Origin of the sequence: Dietzia sp. SLG310A2-38A2 (assembly GCF_014145095.1) — a bacterium.
GTDB lineage: Bacteria > Actinomycetota > Actinomycetes > Mycobacteriales > Mycobacteriaceae > Dietzia.
Genome location: NZ_JAALDX010000542.1, coordinates 69,101 through 85,284 on the forward strand (window position 1 = coordinate 69,101; position 16,184 = coordinate 85,284).

Annotated in this window: 12 protein-coding genes and 1 pseudogene; 7 read left to right on the plus strand and 6 right to left on the minus strand. The window is 67.3% G+C overall.

Going from position 1 to position 16,184, the window contains the following annotated elements; translation table 11 throughout:
• Positions 1-1,332 (minus strand): annotated as a pseudogene (locus G6027_RS17525) (alpha/beta fold hydrolase); the annotation flags it as partial.
• A gap of 257 nt (positions 1,333-1,589) precedes the next feature.
• Between G6027_RS17525 and G6027_RS17530 the strand changes: the two are divergent.
• Positions 1,590-2,165: a hypothetical protein gene (locus G6027_RS17530; RefSeq protein WP_182638246.1), complete on the plus strand. Its 576-nt coding sequence runs from the start codon at positions 1,590-1,592 to the stop codon at positions 2,163-2,165.
• A gap of 178 nt (positions 2,166-2,343) precedes the next feature.
• Positions 2,344-3,612, plus strand: coding sequence for an alpha/beta fold hydrolase (locus G6027_RS17535; RefSeq protein ID WP_182638247.1), 1,269 nt, complete (start codon positions 2,344-2,346; stop codon positions 3,610-3,612).
• A gap of 45 nt (positions 3,613-3,657) precedes the next feature.
• Here G6027_RS17535 and G6027_RS17540 read toward each other — a convergent pair whose 3' ends face one another.
• Positions 3,658-5,325 (minus strand): BCCT family transporter, encoded by a 1,668-nt coding sequence (locus tag G6027_RS17540; RefSeq protein ID WP_182638248.1) that lies wholly within the window; start codon positions 5,323-5,325, stop codon positions 3,658-3,660.
• A 695-nt stretch (positions 5,326-6,020) separates the two neighbouring features.
• Positions 6,021-6,758 carry a CHRD domain-containing protein gene (locus tag G6027_RS17545; RefSeq protein WP_182638249.1) on the minus strand — a complete coding sequence of 246 codons (738 nt, stop codon included), beginning with the start codon at positions 6,756-6,758 and terminating at the stop codon, positions 6,021-6,023.
• Positions 6,759-6,978: 220 nt separating this feature from the next.
• On the opposite strand from G6027_RS17545, the gene G6027_RS17550 reads away from it, so the two are divergent.
• Together G6027_RS17550 and G6027_RS17555 are read left to right on the plus strand one after the other, a co-directional pair.
• Complete coding sequence (locus G6027_RS17550) at positions 6,979-8,277, plus strand: ATP-grasp domain-containing protein (protein ID WP_346995789.1); 1,299 nt, start codon at positions 6,979-6,981, stop codon at positions 8,275-8,277.
• A 76-nt stretch (positions 8,278-8,353) separates the two neighbouring features.
• Complete coding sequence (locus G6027_RS17555; RefSeq protein WP_182638250.1) at positions 8,354-10,342, plus strand: hypothetical protein; 1,989 nt, start codon at positions 8,354-8,356, stop codon at positions 10,340-10,342.
• 60 nt (positions 10,343-10,402) lie between these two features.
• Here G6027_RS17555 and G6027_RS17560 read toward each other — a convergent pair whose 3' ends face one another.
• Positions 10,403-11,113 carry a helix-turn-helix domain-containing protein gene (locus G6027_RS17560; protein ID WP_182638251.1) on the minus strand — a complete coding sequence of 237 codons (711 nt, stop codon included), beginning with the start codon at positions 11,111-11,113 and terminating at the stop codon, positions 10,403-10,405.
• Positions 11,114-11,187: 74 nt separating this feature from the next.
• Here G6027_RS17560 and G6027_RS17565 point away from each other — a divergent pair, with 74 nt between their 5' ends.
• From G6027_RS17565 to G6027_RS17575, 3 genes are all read left to right on the plus strand, one after another.
• Positions 11,188-11,808, plus strand: coding sequence for a maleylpyruvate isomerase family mycothiol-dependent enzyme (locus G6027_RS17565; protein ID WP_206682510.1), 621 nt, complete (start codon positions 11,188-11,190; stop codon positions 11,806-11,808).
• Between the two features lie 148 nt (positions 11,809-11,956).
• On the plus strand, positions 11,957-12,889 hold the full coding sequence (locus G6027_RS17570) for a helix-turn-helix domain-containing protein (RefSeq protein ID WP_182638253.1): 933 nt from the start codon (positions 11,957-11,959) through the stop codon (positions 12,887-12,889).
• 153 nt (positions 12,890-13,042) lie between these two features.
• Positions 13,043-13,939 carry an alpha/beta fold hydrolase gene (locus G6027_RS17575; protein ID WP_182638254.1) on the plus strand — a complete coding sequence of 299 codons (897 nt, stop codon included), beginning with the start codon at positions 13,043-13,045 and terminating at the stop codon, positions 13,937-13,939.
• Between the two features lie 211 nt (positions 13,940-14,150).
• On the opposite strand, the gene G6027_RS17580 is transcribed toward G6027_RS17575, so the two are convergent.
• Together G6027_RS17580 and G6027_RS17585 are read right to left on the minus strand one after the other, a co-directional pair.
• Positions 14,151-15,014, minus strand: coding sequence for an ATP-binding cassette domain-containing protein (locus tag G6027_RS17580; protein WP_182638255.1), 864 nt, complete (start codon positions 15,012-15,014; stop codon positions 14,151-14,153).
• Complete coding sequence (locus G6027_RS17585) at positions 15,011-16,135, minus strand: iron chelate uptake ABC transporter family permease subunit (RefSeq protein WP_241727245.1); 1,125 nt, start codon at positions 16,133-16,135, stop codon at positions 15,011-15,013. The genes G6027_RS17580 and G6027_RS17585 overlap by 4 nt, the downstream gene beginning before the upstream one ends.
• Positions 16,136-16,184 lie beyond the last annotated feature (49 nt).

Below are 16,184 nucleotides of genomic sequence, written 5' to 3' on the forward strand. Positions count from 1 at the left end.
GATGCGTGTTCCGGTCTGGATCTGCCCCAGCCTCAACAGGCGCGGCGCGGCGTGCAGCGCCTCGTATCCCAGGGCCCGCGTCGTCTGCAGCGCGCCCACGGCGAGGTGGCCGGCACCGCGCACCATGCCGACTCCGATCCCGGCGACCTGCGTCGCCCCGTCCGCCGCGAGCATCACCGCCGTGGACGGGGACGGGGCGCCAGCGGAGTCGGGGCCGACTTCGGCGATGCCCTCCGGGCGACCTCCGGTGCCTTCGATCCACCCGATCCAGTCGGCGACGGCGGGCCACGTCAGCGAGGAGGCGGTCGAGCCGACGACGAGTCCGAAGTGCCCGGCGCGGACCGGGAACTCGTAGACGTCGGCGTCGGGGGCGACGGCCGCGATCTTGCGGACGCCCGCCGGTACGCCGATCTCGTCGACTTCGCCGAGCACGGCGAGGACCGGACAGGTGATGTCGGCGAGAGAGACGACGTGATCTCCGACGACAAAGCCGCCGACCATCATCCGGTTCTGGATGATCACCTGCTGCATCATGTCGACGATCGCCGGCCCGGACCATGCGACAAATCCCTCGCCGCCGAGAAAGCGGCGCTGCCGTTCGTGTCCTATCAGCGCCTCTCGATCGTGTAGTTGGCGCAGGAAACCCACCTGCGAACGGGCGGTTTTGATCGGGTCGAGCAGTCGGAACCCGGTTGAGGCCATCCACCCGGGGAGCGAGCGGTCGCTGAAGACGTAGTCGGCAACGAAGCGGGCGACGTTCACGATCACGTCCTCGGGCACGCCGAGTGGGGCATTGCCGCGCCAGTCGACGGGCGAGCCGAACGTCACGACGCTCTCGAGGTCGCGCGAGCGCCGGTATGCCGCGGCCTGGTAGCAGAACATGCCGCCTTGGCTGTACCCGACGAGATGCACTGAGCGGCCCGTGGCTGCAGCGACGAGGTCGACGACTTCGCTCACCGCGACGACGTGGTCGGTGAGCGTGCGTTCGAGTCCACCGTCCTCAAGGTCCGGGGACCCGAAGTCGATCACCCACGGATCCATGCCGGCCTCGTGCAGTGCGGCCACTGCGCTTGTCGACGGGGAGACGTCCCAGATGTCCGCGGAGATCATCATGGGCGGCACGAGCACGATCGGCGGGCGCGGCCCCTCGTCCTCGGCCACCGGTCCGTAGTAGCGACGCAGCCGATACATCGGGCGACGGGTGGCGATCTCGAACGGCGAGGGCTCTTCGTCCGTTTGTAGGCCGCCGAAACGCAAGACTTCGATCGCGTTGACGACGAATGACGTTGCGGTGGTGAGCGCGGCGGCGAGGGTGTCGGGGCGAGGGGTCATGGTGGTTGTGAGACTAGGGCGCGTCATCGGTTCGGTGTAGGCAGTTCAGGAATGAGCGGAGAGTCTCGGCTGATCCCAGGGAGCCGGCACCGTGTCCCCCCTGCTGTTGGCCGCGCTGATAGTAGTTTCACCGCATGGACGCTGCCCCGAATGGAACCGCCGCCGAACGGCGCGGGGACTCAGAGCAGGATCGTGGAGATCGCCCGAGTCGGTTCGCCGGTGCTGCCGCGCACGGTGCGACATGGGGTGTGGCCTTTGTGACCCTGCGGATTTTCGCGGTATCCGGTTACGACTGGTCTACGGCATTCGTCGTCAGCACCACCCTCGGGCTCAACGACTCGTTCGCCCTCGTCTTCGGCTCACTCATCGCCGAGCACACGCTCACCGCGGTCCTGTTGATCGGTGTTCTCCCGCTACTGATCGCCGGGTACCTGTGGGGCCCGCGTGAGCACCGGACGGTGGTCCTGCTCCTGTCCGTACTGGGAGTGGTCGTGTCGGTGGCTCTCACATCGAGCTTCGGCATCTGGTGGCTCCCTGCCGGGGCAGCGGCGGTGTTCGCGGTGATCGCGGTGATCCGACGCCTGTCTCCGCAGCGTCAGCTGAGGCACGCGCTGGCTGTCGCAATGGCGCGGGTCGGCTGGGTGGCGGGGGTCGGTCTCCTGCTCCTCGCTGCCCTCGGGCAGACGCCCTGGGTCCCGCACGAGGTGATCGAGACGACCAACGGCACTGTGTCCGGGTATGTCCTCAGCATCGAGCCCGGATTCTTGAACGTGCTCACCGACGAGCGGGAGTTCACGATTGTGATCAGCGGAGACGTGTTGTCGAGAGGGTGAGGCCCGAGACGAACGCCGAGTGGTCGCCCACGGCCGTGTGGGACGCGACCTCGTCGTCGTCATCAAGGATGTCGCCCCGAAATGCGACCTGGATCTACTGACGTTGTCCTTACACTGAGTGATGGTGGTCGTGGCAACGTCGACCAGGGATGACCACCATGGATGACGAGGTGTGGACATGGCCACGAACACTGCATCGACTGCGACAACCCGGGCCGCGGACGGAAGTGGACGCCCCGGCGAGCCCACCCTCACCGGCCTGGCCTTCCAGGACAGTGGGTTCGACAGCCAGTTCCTCCGCGTGCTGGACACCATTGCGATGGGCGGAGCCGACGTCGGGGAGGCGTTCATCACCGCCCGCAGAATCCCCGACGGGGACAGAGAAGCCTGGAACGTCGAGTGGAACGCGCTCGGCGAACGGATTCTGGCGGACGCGGAGAAGAGTCTGGCCGCCGGTCACCGGGTGAGCGCGCGTGAGGGCTTCCTCCGCGCGGCCACCTACTTCCGTATCTCCGGGGTCTTCATGTACTCCCCTCCGATGGATCCTCGGTTCGTCACGGCGAACGCGCGTCAACGGGACGCCTTCCGCAAAGCGGTCGAGCTAATGGATCATCCCTTTCACCAGGTCACGGTCCCGTACGAAGGGACCGCGCTCGACGGCTACTTCGCGACCCCGCCCGGCCCGGGACCGTTCCCCACCCTGATCCTGGTCGGCGGATACGACGGCACGATGGAAGAGACGTACGTCGCCGGCGGCGTCGCGGCGTTGCGGCGCGACTACGCCGTCCTCATGATGGACGGCCCGGGCCAGGGCGCGGCGCTGGTCCAACGCGACCTGCACTTCCGGCACGACTGGGAGGCGGTCGTCACCGCTCAGGTCGACTGGCTGGTCGCCCGTCCCGAGGTCGACGCCTCTCGAATAGCGGCAATGGGCCGCAGCTGGGGCGGCCATCTCGCGCCCCGTGCCGCCACAGCAGAGCACCGCCTCGTCGCCGTGATCGCCGACGCCCCGCAGTACGCTCCGGGAGCCAATGCCTCGCTGCTCCTCCCCGAGGAGTACCGCGGCGACCTGGACACAGGGGATTCCGATGAGAAGCTCAACACGGTGGTCCGCGCCGGGATGGAGCAGTCACCGGGATTGGACTTCTCCGTGGGGCGAGGGATGCTCACGCACGGATGCGCGACTCCGGTCGACTACCTGCGCGAATTGAGGCTGTTCTCACTGGAGGGCCTCGCGGACCGCATCGATTGTCCCGTGCTGCTGACGATCGGCCAGAACGACCCGCGCATCGTCGACGCCCAGAGTCTCTTCGACGCCCTCACCGCGCCCAAGACGATGATCGAGTTCACCAACGCAGAAGGTGCCGGTGAACACGACGAAGCGGGGGCGGCAGCGCTGTTCAGCCAGCGCGCATTCGACTGGCTCGACACGGTGATCGGCCGGTAGGTCACGGCTTCAGAAGAGCCCTGCCAAGGCGGATCGACTCGCGCATCATGAGGGTTCGTCGCGGACTTCTGGCGTGACGGTGACGTGTGAGGTGTCGTAGTTCTCTTCCTCCCGGCGACGTTCGTACTCCTTCGGGGGCAGGACCTTTTTCCAGTCGCGCGTCCGCATCACGGGCACCGCGCTGGCGTCTTCTCGTAGCGCTCGATAGATGGCATACATCTGGAAGAAGCCCATCACAAAGAACGGCAGGCCGACCAGAACAATGAACTTCTCCAGCGCTTCCAACCCGCCAGATCCGGAGAACACCAGCAAGGTGGCAGCGACTACGGCGATGGTGACGGCCCAGAAAATGCGTTGACGCAGCGGGTTGAAATCCTCGTGGCCGTTGGCCATCGTGTCGGTTACCAGTGCCGCGGAATCTACTGAGGTGATGAAGAAGATGGTCACGATGATGATGGTGATCACCGACAGGACGAGCGTTGCTGGGTAGTGCTCCAGAAGCGCGAACAGAGCCCCGGCGATGTCCCCTTGTTCTACGACGGTCTCGACCAATCCGCCTTCGCCGTTCAGCTCGATATCGAAGGCGGAATGACCGAAGATGCCAAACCAGAGCGCCGAGAAGCCGGCCGGGACGAGCAGTACCCCGGACACGAATTGTCGTATGGTGCGGCCCTTGGAGATCCGGGCGATGAACAGTCCGACGAATGGTGACCAACTGATCGTCCAGGCCCAATAGAACACCGTCCAATTGGATTGCCAGCCCGTATCTGCATAGGTGTCGTTCCACAAGGCCAGCCTCGGCAGGTTCATCAGGTAGCTGCCGAGCGCCTCGATAGTTCCCTGGAGCACGAACAGAGTGGAACCTGCCAACAGGATGAACAGCAGCAAGGCCACGGCCGCGGCGATGTTGATGTTGGACAAGACCTTGATGCCGCGGTCAAGTCCCAGTGCGACGGAGATCATCGCCGCCCCGCCGACGGTGCCTATGATGATCAACTGCCACATCGCGCTTTCAGGTATGCCGAACACCCGGTTGATCCCGCTGTTGATCTGCAGGGCCCCCAGCCCGAGAGACACAGCGACGCCGAAGACCGTCCCGATAATGGCCACGATGTCGATGAACTTGCCGATCGGCCCGTGTATCCCGTCGCCGAGAATCGGCTGAAAGATTGAGCTGACACGCGGAGGCAGATTCCGCTTGTGGATGAAGTAAGCGAAGCACAGGCCCGGCAGAGTGAAGATCGCCCACGTGTGCAGGGCGAAGTGATAGAAGGTGAAGTTCATCGCGTCCATGGCGGCATCTACCGTTTCCGGTTCTATGCCCAACGACGGCCCGCGCGGTGGGTTGCCGAAGTGGCTGATGGGTTCTGCGACGCCCCAGAACATCAGGATGCTCCCGAGTCCGGCAGCGAACAACATGGCGAACCACGTGGGATCGGAGTGTTCGGGAGGCTCACCCTCCGGGCCCAGTGTCACTCGACCGAATCTTCCCACTGCGAAGACAGTCAAAAAGACAAGGAAGACGGTGAGGCCGATGATATAGAACCAGCCCAGGTTGGTGTACAGCCACTCCGAAGCCACCGTGACGGCGGCGTCCACCGGATCGGTGAACAGGACGGTGACAGCCACGAACACGATCATTGTCGCGGCAGCGCCGAAGAAGATTGAGGGCGAGGTACGCAGACGTAGCAGGTCGTGCACACGGGTCAACATCCAGCTTTCTCCTCGAGGTGCGCCGGCAGGGACGTGATCGGGGTGGTGCGATGAAGAGTGGGCCTCTCGAACGAATAGCCGATGCCAGTCCCCGAGGCCCGCTGCGGGCCAGGCTAGCGAGAGACTTCCTCTGGTTGCGACCGGTGCGCCCATGTCGAGCGGGATAGCGGCGCAGCTCACTACCGTCACGGTCCACACGTGGATGCTGCGCGCCACCTTCGCCACCGACCAGCCCCGCCTGGCGTCTGCTGAGCCAACGTCCTGGAAGGGGCCGCCTCAGCGGTCTCCGGGCATGCTCGTGACGAATGCCGATCGACTGTTGAGGGCTCGCGCAGATTGAGACCTTGTCGTCGTCATCAAACGAGGGCCGGCAACTGGTCACGTCGCGCTCAATCGGTGCGGGGCTCAGCGCGGAAAGCGCGCGGCGGCTGTGGCGCCGCTCCGGACCGGAATAGTCGTCCCGATTCAACCCAGTCAGTGATCCAGACCAGGAACAGCGTCACGATTCGTGGCGCGATGACAACCAGCGCAATCCAGAACATGTCCGGAATCGCCGCTGCGGGCACCAGGGACGGGGGACGGTGCGATTGGGGACGGCGCGGTCGGTGGCGACCCAGCAGTGCCACCGACCGTCGCCCACCCGTGATGACCGGGTGCCCATGCGCCGGCATCAACCGGCGCGGGACCGAGAGGGGTCAGGAACCCAGGGACCCGAGCGAACCGGTCGATCCGAGCGACCCCGTGGATCCGGACGAGCCCATCGACCCGAGCGAACCCCCGAGGCTGCCCATGGACAGGCTGCCCATCGAATCGACGTTCAGCTCACCACACGCGGCGGGGTCGGTGGCCTCGGACGGCAGGCTCGGATCGAGGTCCGACACCTGGTCGCCGTCGTACTCGCCGCTGCCGTTGTGGTCGACCCCGTGCAGGACCACGGAACCCTCGCCGTTGCGGAGGCTGGCGGCCACCTCGTCGGTGACGGTGAAGGTCCGCGAGTACGCCGCATCGCCGACGGGGTAGCGGGTGACCGCGAGCGCGCTGGCCGGGCTGGTGTCGCCCTCGGTGGTCAGCGACACCTGGACCGCGCCGTAGGAGTCGATGGCGTCCGTGGTGCGGAGCGCGCCCTCGAAACCTGTGCCCACCTGGTCGGGACTGGGGCACTGGTTGGTCCCACCGATGTGGATGTGCTGCGCGTGCGGGGCCCCGGCGAGCAGGCCTGAGCTCTCGATACGGACGCTGAGCTCGTTGCCCTCCAGTGAGAGCCAGGCGGTGCTCTCGACGCCGGAATCGTTCAGCTCCGTGATGTTGGCCGTGAGATTGGTGGTGTCGCCGCCGAGGCTTCCTGCGTCGAGGCTCCCCGCCATTGCGGGAGCCACCCCGAGCGAGCTGACGAGTGCGGTGGCTGCCAGGACCGGCAGAGTTCTTCTGGTCATCGTGCGCATATGCGTCCTTTCGACCCAAAGGCACCGAGCGGCTGAACAACCGCTGAGGACGGTACCGGCAGTGATTCGCGACACAGTGCCGCGCGGATTGGGTCAGTGCGGAAACTCTCGTCCCCGCCCAGTTAGCCGGCTTCTCCGGGCACGTCCCGCGTCCTCTTGGGTAGGTTGGTGGCCCACCAGCCCGCGCCCCAACCCAGGAGGCAATTTCAGCGTGCAGATCTCCACAGCAGAAACGACCACCACTGAGGCGGACAGGAGTTCGCTGGCGACGCAGGACGGCAACGAGAAGCGACGCGACCCCGACAAGGGCTACGTGGCGCTGCTCGGCTGGGCGCCCAACGCGGTCGACGCGGTGGACCGGTTCGACCGCCGCTACGTCGTGGTGGCCCCGGACTGGGCAGAGGACTACTGCCGCCAGCACAGCATCCCGTTTGTCCCGTGGAACTTCGAGCGGCTCAACGACCGGTCCATGGAGATCGCCGAGACCCTCAAGGACATGGGCGTCGACGTGGCGATCCCGCTGTTCGAGGAGACCGTGGAGTGGGCGGGTGCCATCAACTCCATGCTCATGGACAACCCGACCCTGTACGGCCAGTCGCTGCTGCTGCGCGACAAGGCGCTGATGAAGCGCCGGGCCCAGCTCGGCGGGATCCGCGTGGGGATCTTCGAGGAGGCTCACGAGCGGGACGACGTGATCCGCTTTCTCAAGCGCGTCAACCAGACCCTGCTCAAGCTCGATGGTGACCCCAACGACCCGATCCACCTCAAGGCCTTCGACAAGGCCGGCTGCCTGGGGCACCGCGTCATCCGCACCCCGGACGAGGTCGACACGATCCCCGACGAGGAGTTCCCGGTCCTCATGGAATCCCACCTGGACGGCTGGGAGTTCGCCGTGGAGGCCTGGGTCCACAACGGCAAGATCGTGTTCCTCAACATCTCCGAGTACGTGACGCTCGGCTACTCGGTGTTCGTGCCGGCCTCGCCGGAGCTGGAGCGCTACCGTCCGGAGATCACGCGGCAGATCGAGAAGCTCATCAAGACCTTCGACATCAAGTTCGGGTTCGTGCACCCCGAGTACTTCGTCACCAGCGACGGCGAGATGTACTTCGGCGAGGTGGCCTACCGCCCGCCGGGGTTCAAGGTCTTCGAACTGCTCGAGCGTGCCTACGGCTTCAACGCCTACCAGGGCCTGGTGCTCGCGTTCGACCCCAAGACCACCGAGGAGGAGATCACGGCGTTCTTCCCGCGCGAGGTCGTCGACGCCACCGGGCACGCGAGCTGCTTCGGCGTCTACCCGCGGCGACGCGTGGTATCCAGCCTGGAGATCCCGGAGGAGACCGAGGACCACGAGTACTTCGAGTCCCACGAGCTCACCGCACCCGTAGAGGAGACCGTCACCAAGCGGACCGCCTTCGGCACCCACTGGGGGCTGGTCTACTTCTTCGGCGACGACGCCTACGAGATGCGGACCCTCCTGGCGCGCCAGGAGGAGCTCGACTTCTACGTGTGACGGTCCACGGGATTCGTTGACCTGAGTACGGTACCGGGAGGGCACCATCGCCCGGAGATCTGGAGAGTGAACCCAAGTGGCAAACGACGCGCCCGGCGTGGACCGAGTCCTGGACAAGCGGGTGGCCTCGCTCGTCGACGCGACGAGGGCTCTCGGCGAAGCCGGGGAGGTCGGCAAGACCACGCCGAAGCGACGCGTGCTCGACGGCCTGCGCCTGGTGCTGCTCCAGGAGGGCGGCGCCCAGGCCGTGCAGTCGATGGCCCAGGAGCTCGAGTCCGCCGGACTGTTCGATGGGACGGACTGGGCGTCACCGAGCTCACTGGTCCCGGCGCTGAGCACCGGGTCGCTCCGCAGCCCCAACGCCGACACGGCCGTGATGGAGATCGTCAGTGATCTCCGACTGGTCGCGGTGGCGAAGGGGGAGTACGCACATCCCGAGGTGACGGCGGAGGACGCCCTCCAGCACCTCAAGGAGGTCCTGGCCGCCAACGCCTCGCTGCTGTTCACCGTCGCCACCGAAGCGGAACGGGTCCAGCAGGGCCGAATGGCCAAGGTGACCCGCACATCGCTGACGCACATCGCCGAATCCATCGGCTATGACACCGTCCTGGACCAGCTGGTCGAGGAGATCTGGCGGATCCTGCGCCAGCGCCCGATCCAGGTCGACCACATCAAGCAGACCATCACGCAGATCGCCATCGCGCGCCACGATCCCGAGGTGGACACCAGCACCGGTGGCTTCGGCGTGGACCGGCTGATCAGCAGCATCTTCGGCACCACCGAGGCGAGCCGGGAGGATCCCGGGGTGGACATCTACCGCTCCCGCCTGGAGTCGATGGACGAGGGGACCCTGCAGTACGAGGCCGCCGGCTTCGCGCGATCCATGCACGACACGGGTCTGGTCTCGGCGTACCACCCCGTTCTGCTGCGGTTCCTCCGCGAGAAGGGCAGCTTCCTGCTCAGCGAGGCGCTCGGCCTGTCGAGCACCGGGCGCGAGAGCCTCCTGTGCTTCCACGGCCTGGTCGACGCGCTGATCGACGCGGCTATCCATCCCGAGACCGCGCAGTCGGTCTACGGGCTCGCGTTGCTGCTCGAGCGCGGGATCCTGTTCCAGCCGGCCGTCGCGCCCGCGCTGTGGCGACTGCTCGCGCTGCCCTTGTCGGACGACGCGAACGAGCGACTCGCGCTGGCCTACGGGCCTGAGCATCCGGGGCGGATCTGGCTGCTAGCCGGGACGCTGTCGATGCTCGGTCAACCGCTGGGCGTGGGGCAGGGCGACAACCCCACCTGTCAGTCCGCGCGGGCCCTGTCGATGTGGGCCTACAACGATCCCGACTACCTGCTGCAGACTATCGCGTGGGCGGCGCGGGACAACGAGGTGGTCATGCACTTCGAAGGCCGCCCGCTGTCCTCCCGCGAGCTTGAGGCGGGTCTGGCGGAGACCCTGCCCGTGGACCTGGACCCGGTCTCCCTGCTCGTGGTGCCGCACCTGGACCGCATCTATGCGGAGATGGGACGGCTGTGCTCCGATCGCGAGGGCGACCCCCACCGCTGGGTCAACCCGGAGTTCCACGGCTGGTGGGCCGCCCGGGGTTTCCGCATCAACGTGGACGTGGACTCCGGCCGGCTGACCGGGCTCGAGGACTTCCTGCGGCACTTCTACGGCAGCTACCACCCGTTCCACAACGGCAACCAGCCACTGATCCACCCGCAGCCCGCCGGCGTGGCCGTGACCGACAGTTCCGCGCGGTTCGTGGGCTGGCACGCCATCACGATCCTGCGCGTCGCGCTCGACCCCGACGAGACCATGCGCGTGTACTTCTTCAACCCCAACAACGACAGCGGGCAGGACTGGGGCAACGGCGTGGTGGTGAGCACCGCCGGCAACGGCGAACGCTTCGGCGAGTCGTCGTTGCCGTTCGAACAGTTCGCCTCGCGCCTGTACATCTTCCACTTCGACACCCTGGAACCCGGTGAAACCGGGTCGGTGACGGCGGAGGAGATCGCCCGGGTGACCGAGTACATCCACTCCAGCTGGGGCGCGGACCGGCTGCCGGAGATCTGAGCTCCCAGAAGCAGGGTCACCAGGGCATTCGAGAGCGGCTCACCGGAGCATTCGAGCGGATCAGTGAACCCGGACGGGTGGGGCCTGGCACGCTGACAACCGTGTAGCCGCGATGAGACGGTCAACAGCAGTTCTGTCGCCGTCCACCGAGAAGGTGTCGGCCCGGTCCCAAGGTGCTCCCGCGACGATCACTTCCTTGAGCGCCGCCGCCGTGCAGGTGATGGTCGCGTCGTATCCGTCGGGATCCGCTTCCCGCGTCCGAGTGAGGCTGAGCTCCTCTGGTGCCAGGGAGGCGAGATAGGTGCTGGCCGGGCTTCCGGGGCTTCTGGTGTCGCTCACACGCAGGAGGACCTTGTGCGCCTCGACGGCCCCGGAATGCGCCCTGGCATGGGCACGCATGGCCAGGACGATCGTGTCCGGCGACATGCCTGCATCGAGTGGAAGCGACTCTGAGCGCGCTCCCCAGGCCGCCAGGGCGGCATTGACCTCCTCGAGTTGATACCCCCAGTCGGACAGCTCGTAGACATGCGATCCGGTCCCGCCCTTCGAGGGGGCCCTGTGAAGTACACCGGACCGTGCGAGACTGTCTAAACGCCTGGTCAGGGTGGTGGGACCCACACCACTCACGTCTCGCTGCAAGTCTGAGAACCGCTTGGGTCCGAGTAGTAGCTCTCTGATGATGCTCATGCTCCACCGCTCCCCGATCACGTCGAGTGCGTGGGCCGCCGCGCAGCCGTCGTCGTAGGACCCGTACGTGCGTCGTCCACTCATTCACCGAGCCTAACTCCACACTGTGTAGTAACCTCATCGCTACACAGTGTGTAGTGACACTCATGGAGGTTGAAATGGACCGGATGTGGAACCTCGTACACCTCGAGCGGGCAGCACTGATCGATGATCTTCGGCGCCTCGGCGCAGGCGACTGGCAGAGAAAGTCCCTGTGCTCCGGCTGGAGTGTGCAGGATGTCGTGGCACACCTTCTGGATTCGGCCCGGACAACTCGGCTGTCGTTCCTGGTCGGCATGGCTCGTGCTCGGTTCGACTTCGACCGGCAGAACCAGGCGGGCGTGGAGTCGTACCGCACAGCCCGCCCGGCGGACCTCATCCAAGGACTCGAAGAAGTCGTCGATCGCACGTCTGGACCGCCGCAGATGCTGGCGCCGCTGGCGAGCCGGATCGTCGAGGAACTCGCACACGGTGAGGACATCCGCCGCCCGCTCGGCCTTCAGCGACGATACGAGCCCGACGCCTTGACTGCCGCGATCACGTATCAGGCGTCCACGAGTAGGAAATTCGGCGGGGCGAAAGAGGATGTGTCCGAGGTGCGCCTGGTCGCCGACGACATCGGGTGGGAGCACGGCACCGGCCTCGACATCACGGGGCCAGCTGTGGAGATCCTGATGCTCGTCACTGGCCGTCCTCCCCGTGCAGGTTCGCTGTCCGGTCCAGGATTGCTGCCCCGCTGAGGTTCGCTCCGATGGATCCTGGCATTGCTGCTCGTCCGAGATGATCTACGCACGCTGAGGCGCGGATCGGCTGCCGGCGATCTGCGCCCGGCCACCGAGGCGCCGCCGTACCCGACCCGGACGCCCCTCAATATGTGACCATGGCCACATGGCCCTCGCCCTGCCGCATGCTCCCAGCCGACTGGCCTTTGGCGCGGACACGCCCCAGAGCGCGGAAGTGGTCACCGGATGGCACTACGGCTGGCGGGTGCGGCAGGGCTCGGACTCCGATGCCTACCGGGTCCGGCGATACGAGATCGCGGACACCGAGGTGGTCTACTGCGACGCGCCGGCCTGCTCCGGTACCCGGACCAGCGGAGATATCGCCAGCGTCGATGACAGCCGGATCGGATTGCTGATCGTGACCGCGGGGCGCGAGCGGGTCGAGGTCGGGGGAGCGGCCGCCGAGATCGGACCCGGCCAGGCGTTCCTGTGGGACACCCGCGCGCAGGGGACCTTCGTGTGCGAGGCCGGCCTGACCAAGTACACGGTGTTCTTCCCGCGGGCGGTGCTCGAGGGCTGGACCCCGTACCTGGCCGACCTGCTCGAGGCGGGTCCACTGCCGCCCGCGCGGACTCTCGCGATCCGATCGTTGATCGGCGCGGTGGAGTCCACCTCCGATACCGATCTCGCCTCCCAGTCGGCTGCTCCTCTCGCTTCGGCAATGCGGGAACTGCTCTACCTGGCCGTCGACGGCCACACGGTCACGCCGTCCGACCACTCGCTCGAGCGGTGGCGCCGCGCGATTGACTTCGTGGAGAGCAGGTTGCCTGCCTCGACCACCGCCGAGAACGTGGCCGAGCACCTCCACGTCTCCGTCCGGGCCGTCTACCAGTTGTTCGCCGACCGCGGCACGACGCTCCGAAGTCACGTCCGCAGTCGCCGACTGCACCGCGCCACGCGAGACCTGTCGGGCCACCCCGAGAGGTCGATCGGCGAGATCGCCGCTGGGTGGGGTTTCGCTGATCAGGCCTCGTTCACCAAGGCCTACCGCGCGGAATTCGGCGTGACCCCCGGTGTTCATCGCAGGCGGCCGGCGTAGCCGTAGGCCGCGGCGCCATTACAGGTGTAGCGAGTTGCGTGCCGGCTGCAGTGGGTGACAACAGTCTCTGCAGCCACGGCCATATCCACACTGTGACGGTGGTCTCATACTCGAAAGGAAGGTCACGTCGACCCAGACCCGAAGGAGCACACCGTGCGCGAGGACATCCAGTTCGACACCGAGGACGGCACCACCCTGCGCGGCTGGTGGTACAAGGGCTCCGGCGATGCGCGGCCGGTCATCGTGATGGCCCACGGCTTCTCCGCCACCAAAGAGATGTATCTCGACGACTTCGCCGAGCACTTCCACGGCGGCGGCTTCGACGTTCTGGTCTATGACAACCGGGCACTGGGTGCCAGCGACGGCCCGCGCCCCGCCCAGATCGATCCGCTCGAACAGATCTCGGACTACCGCGACGCGATCACCTGGATCTCCACCCAGGAGGGGATCGACCCCCAGCGCATCGGCATCTGGGGATCGAGCTACAGCGGCGCGCATGTCCTGGTGGTGGCGGCCAACGACCGTCGCGTCGGGTGCGTGGTCGCCCAGGTTCCGCTGGTCGACGGCCTGGCCAACGCCCGCCGACTCATCCGATCGGACATGTGGGACGGTCTGAGGGAGGGCTTCAATGCCGACCGCGTGGGCCGGCGAAATGGCGACGAGCCACTGACCATCCCGGTGACCTGGAAGGACTCTCCCGATGAGCCGTGCGTGCTTCCCACGCAGGACACCCACGACTTCTTCTTCGGCCCCATCCAGGAGCGTGCGACCACGTGGAGCAACGAGGTCACCCTGAGGTCGGTCGAGAAGTTCATCGAGTACATCCCGGGTGCCTCGATCGACCGCATCTCGCCGACCCCGCTGATGATGGTCGTGGCCTCCGGCGACGTGCTGACCCCCGCCGACCTGTCGCTCGAGGCGTTCGAGCGGGCCCGCGAACCCAAGAAGGTCCTCGTGGTCCCCGGGGGGCACTTCGACGCCTACGTGGACGAGCAGTTCGAGCTCTCTGCGCCCCAGCAGCTCGACTGGTTCCGCACCCACCTCGGCTGACTGGTGCGGGCCGCCGGGGGAGCAGCCACGCCCGCATCAGCCGCCCCGGCTTGCGATGCCGGAATGGACCATTCCGGGCGCGCGAGTCGGGGGCGGGTGTGCAGAGAGGGCGCGCAGGCCGAAGGGGCCGCGCTACCTCGGGGCGAGAGCGTGCAAAGGGGGTGCGTAAGTCGGAGGGGCGGCGCGACCCGACCGCTCACGACCCGACCGCTCACGACCCCGCGCTCATCACCCCGTGCTCACCGCGAACCCCGTGCTCACCGCGAACCCCGTCCTCGCGAACCCCGTGCCGTCCCAGCGGCAGCATCAGCGGCCGGCCGGACGTGGGGTCGGGGATCACCACGGAGTCGAGCCCGAACACCGCGCTCACCATCTCCGTGGTGAACACCTCCCGGGGCGCCCCGGCGCAGTGCACGCGCCCGTCGGCCAGGGCCACCAGGTGGTCGGCGTAGCGCGCGGCCAGGTTGAGGTCGTGCAGGACCATCACGATGGTGGTGCCGCGATCGCGGTTGAGGTCCACCAGCAGGTCCAGCACCTCCACCTGGTGGGCCACGTCGAGGAACGTGGTGGGCTCGTCGAGCAGCAGCAGGTCGGTGTGCTGGGCCAGGGCCATGGCTATCCACACGCGCTGGCGCTGACCGCCGGACAACTCGTCCACGGCCCGGTCGGCCAGCTCGAGGGTGCCGGTGGCCTCGAGGGCTGCGGCCACGGCCTCGTCGTCGTCCCTACTCCACCTCGAGAGCATCCCCTGGTGGGGATTGCGCCCGCGGCCCACCAGGTCGGAGACGGTGATCCCCTCCGGCGCGATGGGGGACTGGGGGAGCAGCCCCAGCGTGCGGGCCAGCTTCTTGGCGGGGATGCGGTGCACCTGCTCGCCGTCCAGGAGCACCTGCCCGCCGCGGGGCTTGAGGAGCCGGGACATGGACCGCAGCAGCGTGGATTTCCCGCACGCGTTGGCGCCGACGATCGCGGTGATCCGGCCCGGCGGCACCTGGAGTTCCAGATCGTGGATGACGGTGCGGTCGCGGTAGCCCAGGTCGAGGCCGGTCGCGTGGAGGGAGTGGTCGGTGGTCACAGTGAGCCTCCGGTGCGATTGCTGCGGGCGATGAGGTAGATGAGGTACGGCGCGCCGAGCACTCCGGTGATCACGCCCACCGGGTAGCGGGAACCGAAGGCGTACTGGCCCACCAGGTCCGCGCCGAGCACCAGAACCACACCCACCAGCGCCGCCGGCACGAGCGGCGAGCCGTGCGGCCCCACCAGACGCGCGGCGATGGGCCCGGACAGGAAGGCCACAAAGGCGATGGGCCCGGCGGCCGCGGTGGCAAAGGCGATCAGACCGACGGCGGCCACGATCAGCAGTATCCGGGTGAACTCGGTGCGCACGCCGAGCGCGGAGGCGGTGTCGTCGCCCAGCCGCAGCATCGACAGGTCGCGGGATTTGAACAGCAGCACCGGGGCGAAAACCAGGCACGCCAGCAGCACCGGCTGCACCTGGGACCACGAGGCGCCGTTGAGGCTGCCGGTGATCCAGCGCATGGCCTCCTGCAGCTCCCACTGCGGTGCGGTCTTGAGGATGTAGTTGGTGGCCGCGTTGAGCATGGCCGCGGTACCGATGCCGATCAGCACGAGCCGCGTGCCCACCACCCCGCCGCGGTAGGCCAGCAGGTAGATGGCCAGGGCCACGGCGATCCCCATGACGATCGCGAACGCCGACACCTGCGCGCCGCCCAGGCCCAGGACCACGATCGCGAATGCCGCCGCCGCGCTGGCGCCGGAGCTGATGCCGATGATGTCGGGGGAGGCCAGCGGGTTGCGCAGCATGGTCTGGAACGTCACGCCGCCGAAACCGAAGCAGATGCCGGTGAGCACCGCGAGCACCGCGCGGGGCAGGCGCAGCCGCCCGACGGTGAACGAGGCGCCGGCCACGTCCTGGCCCAGGATCACGCCCAGCACGTCGGCCGGGGGGTAGAATGTCCTGCCCACCATGAGGCTGGCGGCGAACAGCGCCGCGGCCACCAGGGCGAGCGCGGTCATGACGATCAGGCGCCGTCGCCTCCGGCTTCGGCGACCGCGGGTGATCAGCTCGACGGACTCCGGGCGGGCGGTGGTCAGGGTGCCGGTGGCCGGGGCGTTCGTGGCCGGAGCAGTGGTGGCCGGAACGTTCGAGGTCGCAGCGTTGCTCGTCGTCGTCATCACACCTCCCTGACCTTCTGGCGGCGCACGATCGCGATGAAGATCGGGG

What these genes read in the sequence shown, in the direction of transcription:
- G6027_RS17565 (WP_206682510.1), top strand. Translation starts at nt 11,188, where the DNA reads ATGGACCGGATGTGGAACCTCGTACACCTCGAGCGGGCAGCACTGATC.
- G6027_RS17535 (WP_182638247.1), top strand. Translation starts at nt 2,344, where the DNA reads ATGGCCACGAACACTGCATCGACTGCGACAACCCGGGCCGCGGACGGA.
- G6027_RS17540 (WP_182638248.1), bottom strand. Translation starts at nt 5,325, where the DNA reads ATGTTGACCCGTGTGCACGACCTGCTACGTCTGCGTACCTCGCCCTCA.
- G6027_RS17585 (WP_241727245.1), bottom strand. Translation starts at nt 16,135, where the DNA reads ATGACGACGACGAGCAACGCTGCGACCTCGAACGTTCCGGCCACCACT.
- G6027_RS17560 (WP_182638251.1), bottom strand. Translation starts at nt 11,113, where the DNA reads ATGAGTGGACGACGCACGTACGGGTCCTACGACGACGGCTGCGCGGCG.
- G6027_RS17545 (WP_182638249.1), bottom strand. Translation starts at nt 6,758, where the DNA reads ATGACCAGAAGAACTCTGCCGGTCCTGGCAGCCACCGCACTCGTCAGC.
- G6027_RS17570 (WP_182638253.1), top strand. Translation starts at nt 11,957, where the DNA reads ATGGCCCTCGCCCTGCCGCATGCTCCCAGCCGACTGGCCTTTGGCGCG.